The 17,312-nt window shown below is 35.3% G+C and carries 15 protein-coding genes; 2 read left to right on the top strand and 13 right to left on the bottom strand.

The window, feature by feature from the left end:
* Positions 1 to 68 precede the first annotated feature (68 nt).
* From MUA87_RS07910 to MUA87_RS07925, 4 genes are all read right to left on the bottom strand, one after another.
* Positions 69 to 845 (bottom strand): ribonuclease HII, encoded by a 777-nt coding sequence (locus MUA87_RS07910; RefSeq protein WP_156666891.1) that lies wholly within the window; start codon positions 843 to 845, stop codon positions 69 to 71.
* Positions 845 to 1,714: a ribosome biogenesis GTPase YlqF gene (ylqF, locus tag MUA87_RS07915; protein ID WP_023015701.1), complete on the bottom strand. Its 870-nt coding sequence runs from the start codon at positions 1,712 to 1,714 to the stop codon at positions 845 to 847. The genes MUA87_RS07910 and ylqF overlap by 1 nt, the downstream gene beginning before the upstream one ends.
* A gap of 144 nt (positions 1,715 to 1,858) precedes the next feature.
* The gene (locus MUA87_RS07920) at positions 1,859 to 2,347 is read right to left on the bottom strand and encodes a GyrI-like domain-containing protein (RefSeq protein WP_262550454.1); all 489 of its coding nucleotides are present in this window, start codon (positions 2,345 to 2,347) and stop codon (positions 1,859 to 1,861) included.
* 133 nt (positions 2,348 to 2,480) lie between these two features.
* Positions 2,481 to 3,335 carry an ABC transporter substrate-binding protein gene (locus MUA87_RS07925; protein ID WP_002480680.1) on the bottom strand — a complete coding sequence of 285 codons (855 nt, stop codon included), beginning with the start codon at positions 3,333 to 3,335 and terminating at the stop codon, positions 2,481 to 2,483.
* A 238-nt stretch (positions 3,336 to 3,573) separates the two neighbouring features.
* Here MUA87_RS07925 and MUA87_RS07930 point away from each other — a divergent pair, with 238 nt between their 5' ends.
* The gene (locus MUA87_RS07930; protein WP_262550455.1) at positions 3,574 to 6,186 is read left to right on the top strand and encodes a YfhO family protein; all 2,613 of its coding nucleotides are present in this window, start codon (positions 3,574 to 3,576) and stop codon (positions 6,184 to 6,186) included.
* Positions 6,187 to 6,376: 190 nt separating this feature from the next.
* Complete coding sequence (locus MUA87_RS07935; protein ID WP_262550457.1) at positions 6,377 to 8,008, top strand: hypothetical protein; 1,632 nt, start codon at positions 6,377 to 6,379, stop codon at positions 8,006 to 8,008.
* Between the two features lie 56 nt (positions 8,009 to 8,064).
* Here MUA87_RS07935 and MUA87_RS07940 read toward each other — a convergent pair whose 3' ends face one another.
* From MUA87_RS07940 to smc, 9 genes are all read right to left on the bottom strand, one after another.
* Complete coding sequence (locus MUA87_RS07940) at positions 8,065 to 8,379, bottom strand: YxeA family protein (protein WP_023015714.1); 315 nt, start codon at positions 8,377 to 8,379, stop codon at positions 8,065 to 8,067.
* A gap of 179 nt (positions 8,380 to 8,558) precedes the next feature.
* Positions 8,559 to 8,909: a 50S ribosomal protein L19 gene (rplS, locus tag MUA87_RS07945; RefSeq protein ID WP_002480676.1), complete on the bottom strand. Its 351-nt coding sequence runs from the start codon at positions 8,907 to 8,909 to the stop codon at positions 8,559 to 8,561.
* Between the two features lie 105 nt (positions 8,910 to 9,014).
* Entirely contained in the window at positions 9,015 to 9,752 is a 738-nt protein-coding gene (gene trmD / locus MUA87_RS07950; RefSeq protein WP_002480675.1) for a tRNA (guanosine(37)-N1)-methyltransferase TrmD, read from the bottom strand.
* Positions 9,749 to 10,252, bottom strand: coding sequence for a ribosome maturation factor RimM (gene rimM, locus MUA87_RS07955; RefSeq protein WP_262550460.1), 504 nt, complete (start codon positions 10,250 to 10,252; stop codon positions 9,749 to 9,751). Before rimM ends, trmD begins: the two co-directional genes overlap by 4 nt.
* A 112-nt stretch (positions 10,253 to 10,364) precedes the next feature.
* Positions 10,365 to 10,643, bottom strand: coding sequence for a 30S ribosomal protein S16 (gene rpsP, locus MUA87_RS07960; RefSeq protein ID WP_002480673.1), 279 nt, complete (start codon positions 10,641 to 10,643; stop codon positions 10,365 to 10,367).
* Between the two features lie 161 nt (positions 10,644 to 10,804).
* The gene (gene ffh, locus MUA87_RS07965) at positions 10,805 to 12,172 is read right to left on the bottom strand and encodes a signal recognition particle protein (protein WP_002480672.1); all 1,368 of its coding nucleotides are present in this window, start codon (positions 12,170 to 12,172) and stop codon (positions 10,805 to 10,807) included.
* Between the two features lie 13 nt (positions 12,173 to 12,185).
* Entirely contained in the window at positions 12,186 to 12,518 is a 333-nt protein-coding gene (locus tag MUA87_RS07970; protein ID WP_002480671.1) for a putative DNA-binding protein, read from the bottom strand.
* Positions 12,505 to 13,740 carry a signal recognition particle-docking protein FtsY gene (gene ftsY / locus MUA87_RS07975; protein WP_262550462.1) on the bottom strand — a complete coding sequence of 412 codons (1,236 nt, stop codon included), beginning with the start codon at positions 13,738 to 13,740 and terminating at the stop codon, positions 12,505 to 12,507. The genes MUA87_RS07970 and ftsY overlap by 14 nt, the downstream gene beginning before the upstream one ends.
* Complete coding sequence (smc, locus tag MUA87_RS07980) at positions 13,737 to 17,306, bottom strand: chromosome segregation protein SMC (protein ID WP_262550464.1); 3,570 nt, start codon at positions 17,304 to 17,306, stop codon at positions 13,737 to 13,739. Before smc ends, ftsY begins: the two co-directional genes overlap by 4 nt.
* Positions 17,307 to 17,312 lie beyond the last annotated feature (6 nt).

Raw genomic sequence — 17,312 nt, forward strand, 5'->3', positions numbered from 1 at the left:
TTTTTCAAATTAATCTGAATATTACACAAGGTTGGAAACAAATATTACAATTTGCACCAACCTTATTTTTAAAACAATTTTGTTGTAAGAGATTTAATCGGTTCAAATGATTTACGATGTTCTGGAATCACACCTAATTTATCAATTCCTGCTAAATGTGCTTTTGTGCCATAACCGACATTATGTTCAAAATCATATCCCGGATACTGTTTTGCGAGTTCACGCATATAAGCATCACGGTATTCTTTTGCCATGATACTGGCTGCTGCTATGGACACACTTTTTGCGTCACCTTTAATGATAGAAGTTTGTTCAATATCTAACGGTAATTCCATCGCATCAATCAATAAATGCGTCGGTTTGATAGATAAAGCTTCAATCGCACGTATCATCGCCACTTGCGTTGCTTGATAAATATTTAAATCATCGATTTCTTCTGGAGTCGCAATTCCGTAAGCATATGTCGCTTCTGCTTCTAGCGCAGATTTCAACTGTGCACGTTTAGCAGCCGAAACTTTCTTTGAATCATTTAAGCCATAATATGCATGCCCTTCATTTAATACCACAGCACATGCGACTACTGGACCAGCTAAAGGTCCTCTGCCGACTTCATCTATACCGCAAATAATCGCCTTATTGTCATGCGCTAAAATATCATTTTCATATAACATCATCTCTTGGTACTGCTCAACAAGTGCCGCTTCCTTTTCTAATTGTCTTTTACGACTTAATAAAGCTTGCTGTACACCTTTTCTTTCATCTTGATGCCATTCAAGTGTTTCCAGTTCAGCTAAAGTTTTTACATCTTTTAACGCTTCTTTAATTGCTTTGATTGACTGTCCCATTATTTAATTTCATCTGCCATCTCTTTATAAATATCAAAACTTTGTGTACCAAGTTTCGCATTTCTAATATCATTAATAATTAATTCAATGACTGATTCATAATCCACTTCATTGCCGCGTTGTAATAGACCACGTCGACGTCCAATCGCATCAAACCATTCAATATTTTCAGCTTCTGCATCTAAATCAACATTATAATGTTTTTGTAATGCTTCAAGCGCGTGTGCTTTATAGAACTCTAAACCAAAAATGGCTACGTCATCTAAGTGTACGATACTGTCTTTAATCGCACCTGTTAAACTTAATTTCTTACCAACTATTTGATCTTCGAACTTCGGCCATAAAATCCCTGGTGTATCTAATAATTGCAGTGATTTACCTACTTTAATCCATTGTTGTTGTTTCGTTACACCTGGTGTATTACCTGTTTTCGCAATAGCTTTATTTGCAAGTTTATTAATTAACGTAGATTTCCCTACATTTGGAATACCTACAATCATGGCACGGATTGCACGTGGTTTTAACCCTTTCGCTTTATCACGTTCGAACTTTTCTTTTGTCGCTTGTACAGCCGCTTGTTCTACTGATTTCAAGCCTTTACCATGCTTCGCATCTACTGATACTGGGAAATAACCTTTACTTCTGAAATAGTCTTCCCATTTGGCTGTTTCATTTAAATTCGCCATATCTTTTTTATTTAAAATAACCACACGTGGTTTATTTTGAATCACTTCATCAATCATCGGGTTTCTTGAACTGTAAGGAATACGTGCGTCTACTAATTCAAAGACCACATCCACTTTCTTTAACTGTTCGGACACTTCACGTTTAGCTTTCGCCATATGCCCTGGATACCATTGAATAACCATGTTTCATCACCTTTCATTCATCGCTTTACTCTATTTTACATTCTCTCTATTATACTATATTTTGGAAGTCTTGAAAAAATGAAAAAAGAAACCCAAACAACTGATTAAGTGCTTGAGTTTCTTACATCAATAATTAAATTTATATTAGTTGTTTAATTCTTCTTTCTTTACCACCGGCACATACACTTGTGCTTCATAATCTGATGAAGTCACATCTCCATGTGGATAGAATTCAAAAGCTGGTCCTTCAGCCATGTGATAACCTTCGCTTGCTAAGAACTCAGGGTTAAACACTTTTTGACATACTTGCTGGATTGATTCTGGTACAGGTCCTTTAGCATTTACTACCATATAATCGCCTTGAGGTAGAGCATAAGGATGCAAGCCTGATCCAAATTGATTATCAGAAGTTACTGCAATTAAGTAATTCATCCCTGCTTCTTTAGGTACAATCACTCCTAAGTATCCTTCTAATTGGTGGTTGCTTAATTCAGATAAAGTTTGTTCTTCACCTGATTCACGAAACTTTTGCCATGCTTTCGGTAAATTTTGTTGCGCGTCTTGCATCGTCGCATATTTACTCAAATAACCAATAACCTTTAATTCATTTAAATGCTTTACTTCGTATTCCATATACGCCACTCCCGTCATTTCAATTAAACTTGATTAGTGTTTAATACCCTATATTCTCTATAATATGGCATAAAAAAATACAAGTACCGAAAAAGGTAGATGTTTTCGGTACTTGTATTAATCTCACTTAGACTTATTCTTCGAATTTCGCTAAGTCTTCTGCAATGTGTTCAGACGCTACTAAACCACGTGATTTTGCCCATAATTCACGGTTTACGAAATGAATACGTCCGTTTTTCTTCGCATTGATTGAATTATAAACTTCTGATTGACGTAATTCTTCTAATGCATCTGCATTTTCATCATCAACCATTAAAATTAAACGTTCTGGATTTAATGTTTTTAATTGTTCATCCGTTAATTTTAGATATGGTCCATCTTTATATTCTGGATACGTTTTTGAGTCCGCTTGAGTGATTGCCATTTTGAAGCCAAGACGTTTTAAGAATTGACCAACATAACTGTTCGCATCATGCCCTACAATATGATTATCTGTCACTACTGCAGCCAATGTGCCTAAACTTTTATCTAACGTAATACCCTCTTCGATTTGTTTGATCTTTTGTTCATGCACAGCGACACGTGTTTTCGCTTTTTGTTCTTTTGATACAGCTTTACCGATTAACTCGAATGACTCTAAGTTTTGTTTATAATCGCCATCAAAGCTTTCAAGTAAAATTGTCGGTGCAATTTTTTCTAAATCTCTATAGATTTTGTGATGACGTTCACCGTCAGCAATAATTAATTGTGGTTCCGCTTCTCTTAAAGCATCTAAATCAGGATTGTTTCTATCTCCTAAAGAAACATATTCACCAATCTGTGTTCTGACTGCTTCAAATAAATTCTCTTTATTCCCATCATCAGCAATCGCAGCTGGTTTAATATCTAAAGCTAATAAATCATCTACGAATGAAAATTCTAATGCGGCAACTCTGTCCACATTCTCCGCAACTTGAGTGATGCCTGATTCATTTCTTACTTCAACCATATGATTAAGACCTCCAAATTGATTTGTTATTGATAGTACTCCCATATAATTGTTACCGGTAGTTATATTCCCTATATGTTAGACATTATTCATATTAAGTTAATATGATACTTTACAAAATTTTAATATTAGTTGATTTATTTCCCTTTATAATCGCGTTACTGCTAAAATTAAAAAGGGTATATGTAGTATATTACCTAATTCTACATATGCATTTTAATTTCAGGAGAGACAAAAAATGAAATTCACCCTAAAACATAACCTAGTGCGTTTTTTAAAAATTGCTGGTATCGGCACATTAATGATGCTGATTATTTTCTATCCTGCAATCCGCGCTTATACGAAACATCAAATTGTATTCAGTGGTGCAGGCGATGGTTTCAGACAAATGATGCCATTTCAAAAATACTTATATGAACACGTCACACACTTTTCAAGTTTCTACGATATTTCTTTCGGTTTAGGCGGAGATTATATCGCAGATTTAGCTTATTATTATTCAACCTCTCCACTTACCTACTTAAACTTTTTATTTGTGTGGTTAGGCGAACATCTCTTACATATGAATCCAAGCAGTATTGAATTTTGGCCAGGAAACCAATTATTCTTTGCGATTGTCAAAGCTATTTTGACATTTATTGCTGCTTACTATATGATGCGCTATTTTAAATTAAAACGTTATACCGCACTGATCGCTACAATTTTATACACCGCTTCTAATGTCATGATGTATTTCAACTTCACTTGGTCATTTTATGGTGATGTATTGATTTACTTACCGTTGACAATATTAGGTGTAGAAAAGTTATTTAGAGAACGTAAAGCCGCTTTATTGATTATCGGTTTAGGCTTAACGCTGATGTCGAACTTTTATTTCAGTTACTATGAAGCTATTATTATCGGTGCTTATTTAATTTATAGAACTGTCGCAGTTTATAAAGAGGATATCTTAAACCGCATACAGAAGATTTATATTACAGTGGTAACTATACTATTAAGTTTAATGGTCGCTAGTTTTGGATTTTACACAGGTGTCAGCTCATTCTTGCATAATGATCGTAAACAAAATCCATTATTAGAGTATCCATTCTTTGTAGATTTATTGAACACAGATAAACAAACATTTATATCAGGTTTTCATATTTTATTGTCGATTTTAGTTTTGATTGCCCTACTGCAATTTAAACTATACAAACATTATTTCTATCGTTTATTTGCGATTATGACATGGATTTTCTTATTAGGTTCATTTACCAACCCATTTGATAGTTTCTTTAACGGCTTTTCTATCCCGCAACGCAGATGGGTCTATATGCTGGCAATGAGTGCCGCAATATTGGTTGCTTTGATGATTCAATATTTAGCGGAAATGTCTATCATTTCTTTAATTGCCGCAACAATTCCAGCCGTTTTAGTCTTAATCATTTCATCACGTTATGCTGAAGGCGAATGGCATTGGTGGATCAGCACAGCTGTCATCATCACAGTATTGGCATTGATATTAATTATCTATAAAGGTCAGATGAAGCATTGGATGAAGCTTATGTTAATCGCATTGATTTTAGTCCAACAATTCTGGCAGTTAAAAGAATATAAAGAAAATATTTTGTCTGAGTATGAAGCAAAAGTAAAACAAGTCACAAATTATGATTACTTCAGTCACCCGCTAAATAAAAAAATCAAAGCCATTCAAAAAGAAAATCAAGATGATTTAATGCGTATTGATTATATGAGTGTTTATGGTTTAAACTCACCATTCATTTACAACTACAACGGCATCTCGCTTTATTCAAGCATCTTTGATGGTGAAATTCTTAATTATTATGATAATGTGATGCAGATTAATATGCCGATTGATAAAAACAGTACTTATCGTTTATTTAATAACCGAGCTAACTTAATGGCTTTATGGGATGTCACAGACCGCTTCAAAATGGAATCAGATAAAAACATACCATACGGTTTCGAACTAAAAGATAAAATCAAACATGATGATAGAATCTTTGTTCATTCAAAAAATCAAATTGATTATCCAAGTGCACATATTACCAATAAAACATTTAATATGGACCAATTAAAATCACCGCTAGATCGTGAACAAGCCATGTTAGAAGGCGTTGTTTGGGATGATAAAAAAGGTAATTCAACATTCAAAACGAACCCTAACTTACTACCAAAAGCAAAGACAACATTACGCGATGCAAAACAAATAGATCAAAAACATATTCAAGTTCAAAAAAACAATGGTGGTTTAACTATGCAGCTGCCTGAATCTGTTGCGAATAAGTATCAAGATATGTATGTAGAAATGGATGTTGAACGTATCGCACCAGCTTCAGAACACTACGTAAAAATCAATGAATATAAACAAAAACGTAATCGCTTAGACTACAAATACCGACGATTTGTCAGCCCTGTGACTATGCGTATTAAAGCTTCATCAGAACTGAAGTTACAACTACCAAAAGGTAAATATCGTCTAAAGCTTAAAGGTATTTATGGAGAAGATTACAGTACTTTAAATCGTACTAAAGATACTTTAACGCCTGTCAAAGTTACTAAGAATAACCGTAACTTACACATTCAAAAACCAAAATCAGCACATGGTTATATTGTCTTACCTGCTGCCTATAGAAATGGAATGTATGCGTTAATCGATGGTAAGAAGCATGAAGTTAAACAAGGTAATGGCATTATGACAGTAATTCCAACTAAGAAAGGTCAAACAGATATTTATTTAAAATATGAACCGCCATTATTAAAACCATTAATCGTCATTACAGGAATCGGTTTAGTTTTGAGCGTGGTCTGGTGCCGTTATTTACTCAGACGAAACAAAACGAAACAATAAAACAAACAGTGTGTATCCTTCTATATTTTGGATACGCACTGTTTTTTAATCCCCAACACTATTTTTACCAATGACTTACGCTTTTTTTACTGTCTGTGATTATGCATATACAGCCTATTATCTTCTTACTTATACTATTTTTATATCTCTACTCCATTAACATTCGCCTAGAAAGGTTTGATTACACAACATGAAAGAACGTAACTATCAAAGCACCAATCACGAATATCTGAGTCACATACTTCCAAAATTTAACACGTCACTTTCTACTAAAGCACTTCAAAGTAACTCTATTTCCTATCAGACATTAATGAATCATTTTGATCATCTTCTAAATGCTTCTGAAAAAGCATTACTTGAGTCTGTTTTAAAATCCACACTTACGATAATCACACTTTCTAGAAAAGATTATTATCAACTCACTCATTTGAAAGTGACACACTATGTCATCCCTATTGCTAAAGACCGCTACTACCTCTCACCTGAATTTTTAAATGATTATAACCACTATTGTTTAAATGAAAAATATTCCTCCTTACCTTTGCTTGAAGATTGGGTTCATACAAAAATCGAAACTTTAGCTTCAATAGAAGAAAAGCGTAGATTATATGAAACCATGGATTTTGAAACATGTTTAGCTGAACGTTATAACACAAAAAATTTAGACTTTATATGTGTGATGGCTAATATTAAAAATTATGATAAACTGACTGATTCTGAAAAGTGTACCTTAATCACCAAAAAAGTGATAAGAGATTATGGCTTATTTGAAAAACTAATTCAAATCGTGCCACCCTTACGTATACTTTTTGCGTATATGGTTTATGAGGATAGAAACAGTTTTGTAGGTGCAGAACTCCCTGGTGAAAATATTGCGGTCTTTATTTTGTTTAGCGACATTGAACTCAGTATGATTTATTTACCTTGTGACTTATTTGAACATTTAAAGTGTTATTTTAGTTTACGTGGTCTGCAGCCTGAAGAAATACTTAAACAGTCGATTGAAGATTTTACAGATCAAGCCTTAGATGAAGACCTTCAACAAGCGTTATTAAAAGATTTGTGCCATAATCGATTATCAGTCGGGGAAGCCAAAAAGGTTCTACCAGCTTTGATGCATAATAAAATCCAGGCAAATATTCTTACTGATTTGAACACTGAAACTAAAATCAAATTCTTTGAAGCACTTGTAAACTTATACGGTTTTATCCCTATTAAAATTGTGGTCAAACTTTATAATTCATACTTTGAAGCACATGAAACCAGCGCATCTATAAAAGATAAGATAAGCACAGATTATAAAAGTCACATGGTTGCTATCAGCGATAATTATCTTACACATACGACGTTAAAAGAAGCTTACCAAACCCTAAATGCATTATATGAAACTGTCCCTTATTATTTACCTTCAACACTTATGACATTGTTTAAAGCCGCTACTTCAGAGGACTGGATAGAAAATAAGAATTTCGAAGACAGTCTGCTATTTCTAAGAAGTAGTATCAACCTTCAAGGAGAATCCTTTGATATTCCTATATATATGGTTGAAATCGCTATTTTCGAAGATGTCATTCTTCCTAATATCAAAATGGTGCCAAAAGAAGATGACTTGAAGGATGCTGTACAAATGTGGAAAGCACAAGGATTGTATAACAATGTAAAAACGAAACATGTTTTAAAACATGTCAAAATTGTTTATTCTAAAGTGAGACTATGGGCATACAGAGGACATAACCAACGAGAATACAATGAAATCATTCATCAATATCACACACATCAAAAGCCAAGTGCAGATGATTGGAATAGTGACAATTCTATCTAAACTATATAAATAAAAGAATCGCCTTCTCTATTAAAATGGCGATTCTTTTATCGTTCTTATTCTTTTACATCTTTAGGCAATGTATCTAGATAATGGATTTCTTTCACATACTTGCCTTTATGGATAATCACAACATTCTCTTTTTGAGGATCAAAACCATTGAATGTCAGCTTATAAGGCACACGTTCTCCATCTTTTGAGTAAGCTTGAACATTTTCATAGTATTGTGTACCTTTTTCAACCTTCGCATATGATTTTTCTGTAGTTAGAAACGGATTGACACGATCTGTGAATTCATTCCTGACAATACTGAATGCGACAACCGCAAAGAATAACAATATCGCAATCGTTACTAAAACCTTCTTTTTCATTTACTTCTACTCCTTCTATGATGATTTTCTTGTTGTACTAGTAAAAATAAAGACTTCATTTTATAGAATGCTTTCATTATACCTATTTTTTCAGAATTTTCATACGACAATTTACATAAAAAAAGACTGTTCCATGATTAGGAACAGTCTTGTCTACTCGTATGTCTATCTGTCTAAAATTAGCGAATTTCTTTAATTCTAGCAGCTTTACCACGTAAGTTACGTAAGTAGTAAAGTTTAGCACGTCTAACTTTACCGCGACGAGTTACTTCGATTTTTTCAATTTTTGGTGTGTGTAATGGGAATGTACGTTCCACACCTACACCAGATGAAATTTTACGAACTGTGAAAGTTTCTGAAACTCCGCCACCGCGACGTTTGATTACGACACCTTCGAAGACTTGGATACGTTCACGAGTACCTTCGACGATACGTACGTGTACACGTACAGTGTCACCGGCACGGAAGTTTGGTAAGTCTGTGCGTAATTGTGATTTAGTAACTGCTTCGATTAATTTGTGATTACTCATTTTATTATTCTCTCCTTCAAACTATGTTCTTGCCTCGACAACAAAATAGCAGCGGATCATAGTGATTTTTCGTGCTTAGCACACTTAAATAATATTAGCACACTGCTATTTGGTTTTCAATTGGTTTTTGTAGTTTTCAAGTATTTTTTCATCTTCTGATGTTAATGGATACTTTGTTAGTAAATCGGGTCTTTTGACAAATGTTCTAATTAATTTTTGTTCATGTCGCCATGCATCAATGTTTGCGTGATTACCTGATAATAAGACGTCTGGTACTTTCATACCTTCAAATTCTCTTGGACGTGTGTATTGCGGAAACTCTAATAAACCATCAGAGAATGAGTCATCTTGATGTGACTGTTGATTGCCGAGTACACCTGGAATCAAGCGTACAATCGCATCTGTCATGCTCATCGCAGGCAATTCTCCACCTGTTAATACATAATCTCCAATTGAGATTTCATCAGTCACTAAATGTTCTCTGATACGTTCATCATAGCCTTCATAATGACCACAAATAAACACTAAGTGTTCTGCTTGGCTCAATTCTTCTGCCACTGCTTGTGAGAAGGGTTTGCCTTGTGGGCACATTAATATCACACGTGTATTTTCTGTCGTCTCAAGGTCTTTCATCGCATTAAAGACAGGTTCTGGTTTCAATACCATACCTTGACCGCCGCCGAATGGATAATCATCAACTTGATTATGTTTATTAACCGCATAATCTCTGAAATTGACGGTGTTCACTGTTAGAATCTCTTTCTCTTGTGCACGCTTTAAAATAGAATGATTTAATACGCCATCAAACATTTCTGGAAACAGCGTTAAATAATCAATTTTCACTCGTCGAACATTCCTTCCAATGGCGTAATTTGAATACGGCGCCCAGAGACATCTACTTCTTGGACAACATCTGCGATATAGGGAATCAAGTACTCTTTATCACCTTGAACGACCCATACATCATTGGCACCTGTTTCAAAAATTTCTTTCACACGACCAATCGGTGTTTCACCATCAAAAACTGTGCAGCCGATAATGTCGGAATAGTAAAACTCATGTTCATCAAGTTCAATTGCTTCATGATCACGCTCTTGTGTCAGAATATCACCTTTAAAGTGCTCCACATCATTAATGTTGTTGACACCTTCAAATGTCAACATATGGAACCCTTTGTGCATACGATAAGAAGCAACTGTTAACGCAATTTCTTCGCCTTTGTGATTCAATGTCAAAACTTCACCAGGTTGAAAACGTGTGTCTGTAAAATCTGAGTTAGATTTCACACGTACTTCACCTTTTATCCCATGTGTATTTACAATTTTACCGACTTCTACTTTCATGCACATTGCCTCCAATATTTGGTCTCGTGAAAAAAGCTCCAATACTTAACAATAACCCTAAGACAAGTGTATTGTCTCAGGGTTATGAGATTAAAGCAACTTATAGCTTAAATTACTTAGATTGACGTTGGTCGTCGAATTTTTTCAAAATACCTTCTTTAGATAAGATATTGTGAACTGTATCAGTTGGTTTCGCACCGTTAGCTAACCATTTAAGTGCTAACTCTTCGTCGATTTTAACTGTTTGTGACGCATCTTTAGTAACCGGATCATAAGTTCCGATTTGTTCGATGATACGACCATCACGTGGCGCACGAGCATCTGCTGCTACGATACGGTAGAATGGATTTCTTTTTGAGCCTAAACGTGTTAAACGAATTTTAACTGCCATGTATAATTCTCTCCTTTGAGTCTTTGTTTTCTTTTCTACAAGAAATAATAATAACAGGTATCAGAAAGTTTGTAAAGAGGTTTCTCTTTACCAATTTTATTTTTTATCTCTAATACACAGTAAAAGGTGTTGTAAGTCGCTGCTCACAACACCTTTTTCGATTAGAACGGCAAGTTCATGCCTTTCATCATATTTTCAATTTGACTGCGTTTGCCTTTTTTACCTTTGCCTCCGCCAGTAAATTGTTTCATCATTTTCTTCATGTCATTGAATTGTTTCATCAAACGGTTAACTTCTTGAAGTGAACGACCTGAGCCTTTTGCGATACGTTTCTTACGAGATACGTTTAAGATTTCTGGTCTTTCACGTTCAGCTAAAGTCATAGATTGGATAATTGCTTTGATATGATCGATTTGTTTATCGCTCATATTCAACTTATCCATACCTTTCATTTTGCCCATACCTGGAATCATTTTCATGATTTCATCTAATGGTCCAAGATTTTTAACTTGGTCTAATTGTTCTAAGAAATCATCTAATGTAAATGAAGCAGTACGCATTTTCTTCTCTAAATCTTTTGCTTTAGATTCATCTACATCTTGTTGAGCTTTCTCGATTAAACTTAACACATCACCCATACCTAAGATACGTGACGCCATACGTTCTGGGTGGAACAATTCTAAACCGTCAAGTTTCTCACTGACACCAATAAATTTAATCGGTTTTTGCGTAACAGAACGGATAGATAAAGCTGCACCGCCTCGAGTGTCACCATCAAGTTTTGTTAAAGTAACACCTGTTACACCTAATTGATCATCAAATGATTGCGCAACGTTGACTGCATCTTGACCAGTCATCGCATCTACAACCAACATAATTTCATTTGGTTTAGACAATTCTTTGACTTCAGCTAATTCGTTCATCAGTTTTTCATCAATATGCAGACGACCTGCTGTATCGATAATCACAAAGTCTAAATGTTCTTCTTTAGCATGTTTCAATGCATTGTCAACGATTTGTTGCGGCTGGACTTGGTCGCCTTCACTATAGACTGGAATGTCTAATTGTTTACCGACTGTTTGAAGTTGGTCAATCGCTGCTGGACGATAGATATCGGCTGCAACCAACAATGGTTTCTTATTGTATTTTTTACGCATTAATAATGCTAATTTACCTGCAGTTGTCGTTTTACCTGCACCTTGCAGACCAACCATCATCACAACTGTCGGCGGTTTATTTGCCATATTAACCGTCGCATTTTCGCCGCCCATTAATTGTGTTAATTCATCTTTAACGATTTTGATAACCTGTTGGCCAGGTGTTAAAGATTGCATGACATCTGAACCTAAAGCACGTTCAGAGACAGTTTTGATAAATGATTTTACCACTTTGAAGTTAACATCGGCTTCAAGCAATGCAAGACGCACTTCACGCATCATTGCTTTAATATCCGCTTCAGTCACTTTCCCTTTTCCTCGGATCTTCTGCATGGTCGCTTGTAAACGATCGGATAATCCTTCAAATGCCATCCAAGTGACCTCCTTATTCTAATTCTTCTAGTTTCTCAATATATTGTTTCAAGGCATCCGGATCTTCAATAGATGCTTTCATTTGAGTATAAATTTCACGACGTTGTTCAAATTTTGAATAAAGCGCTAATTTCGCTTCATAATCTTCTACTAAATCACCAGTTCTTCTTATGTTATCATATACTGCTTGGCGACTCACATCAAAAGTATCTGCGATTTCGCTCAAAGAGTAATCTTCAAGATAAAATAATTCCAAATAATTACGTTGTTTTTTCGTCAATAAAGATTGATAAAAATCAAACAAGTAATTCATACGCAATGTTTTAACTAAATCATTTTTGCTCATCAGGTGTGTCACCGTCGTTTTCTGTTGTTTCTGCTGCTTCTTCTTGATGTTCTTCAACTGTTTGTTCAATCATGTCCGCAAATAAGCCGTAAACGTAACTTTCAGGATCGAATGGTTGTAAGTCATCTAATTGCTCACCTAAACCGACATATTTAACCGGAATATGCAGTTCATTACGGATGGCTAATACAATACCACCTTTAGCAGTACCGTCAAGTTTTGTTAATACAATACCTGTGACATTCGTTACATCTTTGAAGTTACGTGCTTGTGATAATGCGTTTTGTCCAGTTGTGGCATCAAGGCAAAGCAATACTTCATGTGGCGCATCTGGAACCGCACGTCCGATGACACGTTTCATTTTTTCTAACTCATTCATCAAGTTCGCTTTGTTTTGTAAACGTCCTGCAGTGTCACAGATTAAAATATCGACACCTTGGTGTTTGGCCGCATTAATCGCATCATACATCACAGCTGCTGGGTCTGAACCTTCGCTTTGACTAATAACATCTACACCGACACGTTCGCCCCATACTTTTAATTGGTTGATTGCACCGGCTCTGAATGTATCACCTGCCGCAAGCATCACTTTCTTGCCTTCTGCTTTATAACGGTGTGCCAATTTACCGATAGTAGTCGTTTTACCTACACCATTGACACCGACCATTAAGATGACATTCAAACGGCCATCTTCTAAGTTCATTACTTCAGAATTATCGTCTTCTTGTTGATAAATTTCTACAATTTTTTCAACGATAACTTCTTTTAAGTCTTCTGTTTCTTTAATGTTACGTCGTTGTGCTTCTGTACGAAGTTCATCAACTAATTCCATCACTGTATTGAAACCTACGTCAGCAGTAATCAACATTTCTTCTAAGGCTTCGAAGAAATCTTCATCCACAGTACGATAACGTGCAATCAAGTTATTTAATTGCTCTTGGAAGTTTTCACGTGATTTCTCTAAACCTTGTCTGAATTTCGCACCTAATTTTTGAGATTCAATTTCTTCAAATTCTTCAATAGAAATTAAACCGTCATTAAAATCGAAATCATCTTTCGGTTCTTCTTTAGGTTTTGCTTCAGGTAACGTTGATTTTTCTTCTTTTTCAGCTGGTTTCTTGTCTTCTTCTGACGATTCCGTTTGGTCCAAGTCTTGAAGCTCTTTTTCTTCTTCCATTGGTTTGCCCGCAAACTTATCTTTTAGTCGTTTAAAAAAGCTCATTTTTCTTCCTCCTTCAACACTTCATCTATCGTATTTAAATTCACACTTACCAGTTTAGATACACCGGATTCTTGCATCGTAATACCATATAGTCTATCGGCCGCTTCCATTGTTCCTTTACGGTGTGTAATCACAATAAACTGTGTCTTCTCAGATAATTGTCTTAAGTAATTCGCATAACGAATTACATTCGCCTCATCTAAAGCTGCTTCTACTTCATCTAGTATAACAAATGGTGCTGAGCGTACTTTCAATAACGCAAATAATAAAGCAATTGCACTTAATGCACGCTCTCCACCACTAAGTAATGACAAATGCTGCAGCTTCTTACCTGGTGGTTGTACGATAATTTCAACACCTGCAGTTAAATAGTCATCATCTGTTAATTTCAATTCAGCTTGACCGCCGCCGAATAATGATTTAAACACTTCTGAGAAATGTCCTTGAACCGCATGGAATGTTGTTTTGAATCGATCCATTACCGCTTGGTCCATTTCACGAATGATTTGTTCTAATGTCGCTTTCGCTTCTCTTAAATCAGTACGTTGTTCATCTAAGAAAGTAAAGCGTTCATACACTTCTTCAAACTGTTCAATCGCATTAAGGTTAACTGGACCTAATTCTTCAATCGACATTTTAGTCAATTTCACTTTCTGTCTTAAAGCGTCAATCGGTTCATCTTGTTCATAGAGGTCTTTTGCCGCTTCAAACGTTAAATGATAATCATCATTTAAGTGATCCATACTATGTGAAATCAACACATCCAATTTGGATTGCTCTGCTTTGATATCTTGATAGCTGTTTTCAATTGATAGGATATCGCGATGTGTTTCTTGAAGTTTGTCATCAAATTCTTCTATCGAAGCGTTCGTTTCTTGACGTTTACCTTTTAATACGTCTAAGCGTTCATTTAAATCTGCTTTTTCTTGTTGTTTGATTTCAATATCTTTTTGAATCGTTTCAAAGGCTTTTTGTCCTGTCACTTCATCAGAATTAAACAGCTCAATATCTTCCGCTAATTTTTCTTGTTGAAGTTGATTTTGTTTGATTTGATTATCAATACGTTCAAGTTGTTGACGTTGTGTTTTACTACGTTCTTTCAACACAGCTAAATCTGATTGTTTTTGATGCAATTGTTGCTGTAATTGTGCAGTACTTTCTTTACCTTCTTTAGATAATTGCGTCAAACTTTCAATTTGTTGTTCTAAATCAGCTAACTTTTTCGCGAGTTGTTCTTTTTGTTGTTGTTTCGCTTCTAAAGTTTCACGGCTCTTTTCACTTTGATAGCCATCATTTTTCTCAAATTCAAACTCTTCATGTTCACTCTTAATATGTGCTTCACTTTTCTTCAAACGGTCTAATTCTAGTTCGATATTATGCACCGCTTGTTTAGCTTCGTTATATTGTTGACTGATTTTTAAATATGTTTCACTCAATTGATTCGCTTCATCTTTGACTGCTTGAACTTCTTTTTCAAATTGAGTTGTCTGCTGTTCAAATTGTTTCAACTGTTCACGCAACTGCGTCAATTCATCACGTTGTGCTAAAATGCTTTTCGTCTGACGTTGACCGCCACCAGTCATAGAGCCGCCTGGATTCACGATATCGCCTTCTAGTGTCACAATACGTGTACGATAACGAATCGCTTGTGCTAATTCATTTGCGTGTTTTAAATCATCGACAATAATGGTATTGCCGATCAAATTATAAATAATCGCACTATAGGTGTTATCTACACCGATTAAATCCGCAGCCACCCCGACAAAACCTGTTGCTTGTTGGGCAGTGTTCATAATATCTGTTTGTAAACGTCTTGGTTGAATAACATTTAACGGTAGGAATGTTGCTCTGCCTAAACGATTTTGTTTTAAATAAGCGATCGCTTGGCGTCCATCTTTTTCAGTATCTACAATGATATACTGCATAGAAGCACCTAATGCTGTTTCAATAGCTGTAGTTAATTCTGAGGGTACATCTATCACTTCTGCTACTGCTCCATGGATACCGTTCAATGGATTGTTTTTCGCTTTCAAGACATGTTTTACACCATTGAAGAAATACGTATAGTCTTCTTCACGACTGGTTAAACTTTCTATTTTAGCTTTCAATTTATCTGTATAACGATACGCTTGGTATAACTTTTCTTCGTATTCGTTTTGTTTATTTTTCGTTTCAGTCAGTTGTGCTTCATTGTCTTTTTGTTGTTGCTCTAAGGAAGCTAATTGTTGTTGTTTTTCTTTTTGTTGTGCTGTGATTTGATTAATTTCAGACTGAATTGATTTTAATTGGTTGAACGCATCTAATAAACGACTATCTAAACGATTTTGTTTGGCTTCGTTTTCTTCAATAGTGCGTTGGAGGAAGCGAATATCGTTATTAACCTCTGATTGTTCAGACATTAAATCATAATAACTATTTTTAATCTCTTCAAGTTGCTCTTCATGATCTGCATCTGATACATATAATTGGTCTTCAAGCTTTTTCACTTCTGCAGCTAAACTTTGTTGTTTTTCAGTCAGCGTTTGTTTATCTGCTTTAGCTTGTTGTTGATCTTCAATCAGTTGCGCATGTTGTGCTTTCAATGCTTCTTGTTCTTCTTCATAACGCGCATTTGTTTGTGATTGGTTACGCTTACGTTCTTCTAATACATTCAGCTGACCTGATAATTTTTCTGCTGCTTCTGTTGCTTGGACTAACTGATAATTCAAGCGTTCAATTTCATCGTTTTGTTGATTTAATTCCGCTTTATAATTCGCTAGCGTACGAGAATAACGATTTTGATCTGCTTCTTTTTGCGCTTGTTGGCTCTTTAAGATATTTAAGCGTTCATCTGCTTTACTGATAGCTTCGTTATACTCATTAATATCATGAACCGTCACCAATACATCGCTTTTCTTCATTTCTTTAGATAAATGTTGATACTCTTTCGCAATCGCTGCTTCTTCTCTTAAAGGTTCTACACGACCTTCTAAATCATACAAAATATCTTCAACACGATTTAAGTTTTCTTCTGTTTGATCTAACTTTTGAACAGATGCTGCTTTACGCTTTTTATACTTTAATACACCTGCAGATTCTTCAATAATTTGACGTCTGTCAGCGGGTTTCGCATTCAAGATTTCATCTACACGGCCCTGTGAGATAATACTGAATGCTTCTTTACCTAGTCCTGAATCTAAAAAGAGATCTGTGATATCTCTTAAACGGGCACGTTCGTTATTTAAATAATACGCACTCTCGCCGCTGCGGTACAGCCTGCGTGTAACGATGATTTCGTCTTCTTCAACGTTTAATTGATGTGCATGATTATCTAATTTTAATCGAACTTCCGCATAGTTTTGTGCTTTGCGATGTTCTGCGCCGGAAAAGATAATATCTTCCATTTTCGAACCGCGTAAAGATTTCGCAGACTGTTCACCTAAGACCCATTTGATGGCATCTGTTACGTTACTTTTACCGCTGCCGTTCGGACCTACAATTGCGGTCACACCTTGGTCAAAGTGGACTTCAGTTTGCTGCGCAAACGATTTGAATCCGACTGCATTGATTGATTTTAAATAAACCATACTTCA

This window comes from Staphylococcus simulans (assembly GCF_025561465.1).
Classification (GTDB): domain Bacteria; phylum Bacillota; class Bacilli; order Staphylococcales; family Staphylococcaceae; genus Staphylococcus; species Staphylococcus simulans.

What these genes read in the sequence shown, in the direction of transcription:
- MUA87_RS07920 (WP_262550454.1), bottom strand. Translation starts at nt 2,347, where the DNA reads ATGGAATACGAAGTAAAGCATTTAAATGAATTAAAGGTTATTGGTTAT.
- rplS (WP_002480676.1), bottom strand. Translation starts at nt 8,909, where the DNA reads ATGAGTAATCACAAATTAATCGAAGCAGTTACTAAATCACAATTACGC.
- MUA87_RS07940 (WP_023015714.1), bottom strand. Translation starts at nt 8,379, where the DNA reads ATGAAAAAGAAGGTTTTAGTAACGATTGCGATATTGTTATTCTTTGCG.
- rpsP (WP_002480673.1), bottom strand. Translation starts at nt 10,643, where the DNA reads ATGGCAGTTAAAATTCGTTTAACACGTTTAGGCTCAAAAAGAAATCCA.
- MUA87_RS07910 (WP_156666891.1), bottom strand. Translation starts at nt 845, where the DNA reads ATGGGACAGTCAATCAAAGCAATTAAAGAAGCGTTAAAAGATGTAAAA.
- rimM (WP_262550460.1), bottom strand. Translation starts at nt 10,252, where the DNA reads ATGAAAGTAGAAGTCGGTAAAATTGTAAATACACATGGGATAAAAGGT.
- ffh (WP_002480672.1), bottom strand. Translation starts at nt 12,172, where the DNA reads ATGGCATTTGAAGGATTATCCGATCGTTTACAAGCGACCATGCAGAAG.
- smc (WP_262550464.1), bottom strand. Translation starts at nt 17,306, where the DNA reads ATGGTTTATTTAAAATCAATCAATGCAGTCGGATTCAAATCGTTTGCG.
- ftsY (WP_262550462.1), bottom strand. Translation starts at nt 13,740, where the DNA reads ATGAGCTTTTTTAAACGACTAAAAGATAAGTTTGCGGGCAAACCAATG.
- MUA87_RS07925 (WP_002480680.1), bottom strand. Translation starts at nt 3,335, where the DNA reads ATGGTTGAAGTAAGAAATGAATCAGGCATCACTCAAGTTGCGGAGAAT.
- MUA87_RS07935 (WP_262550457.1), top strand. Translation starts at nt 6,377, where the DNA reads ATGAAAGAACGTAACTATCAAAGCACCAATCACGAATATCTGAGTCAC.
- ylqF (WP_023015701.1), bottom strand. Translation starts at nt 1,714, where the DNA reads ATGGTTATTCAATGGTATCCAGGGCATATGGCGAAAGCTAAACGTGAA.
- MUA87_RS07970 (WP_002480671.1), bottom strand. Translation starts at nt 12,518, where the DNA reads ATGAGCAAAAATGATTTAGTTAAAACATTGCGTATGAATTACTTGTTT.
- MUA87_RS07930 (WP_262550455.1), top strand. Translation starts at nt 3,574, where the DNA reads ATGAAATTCACCCTAAAACATAACCTAGTGCGTTTTTTAAAAATTGCT.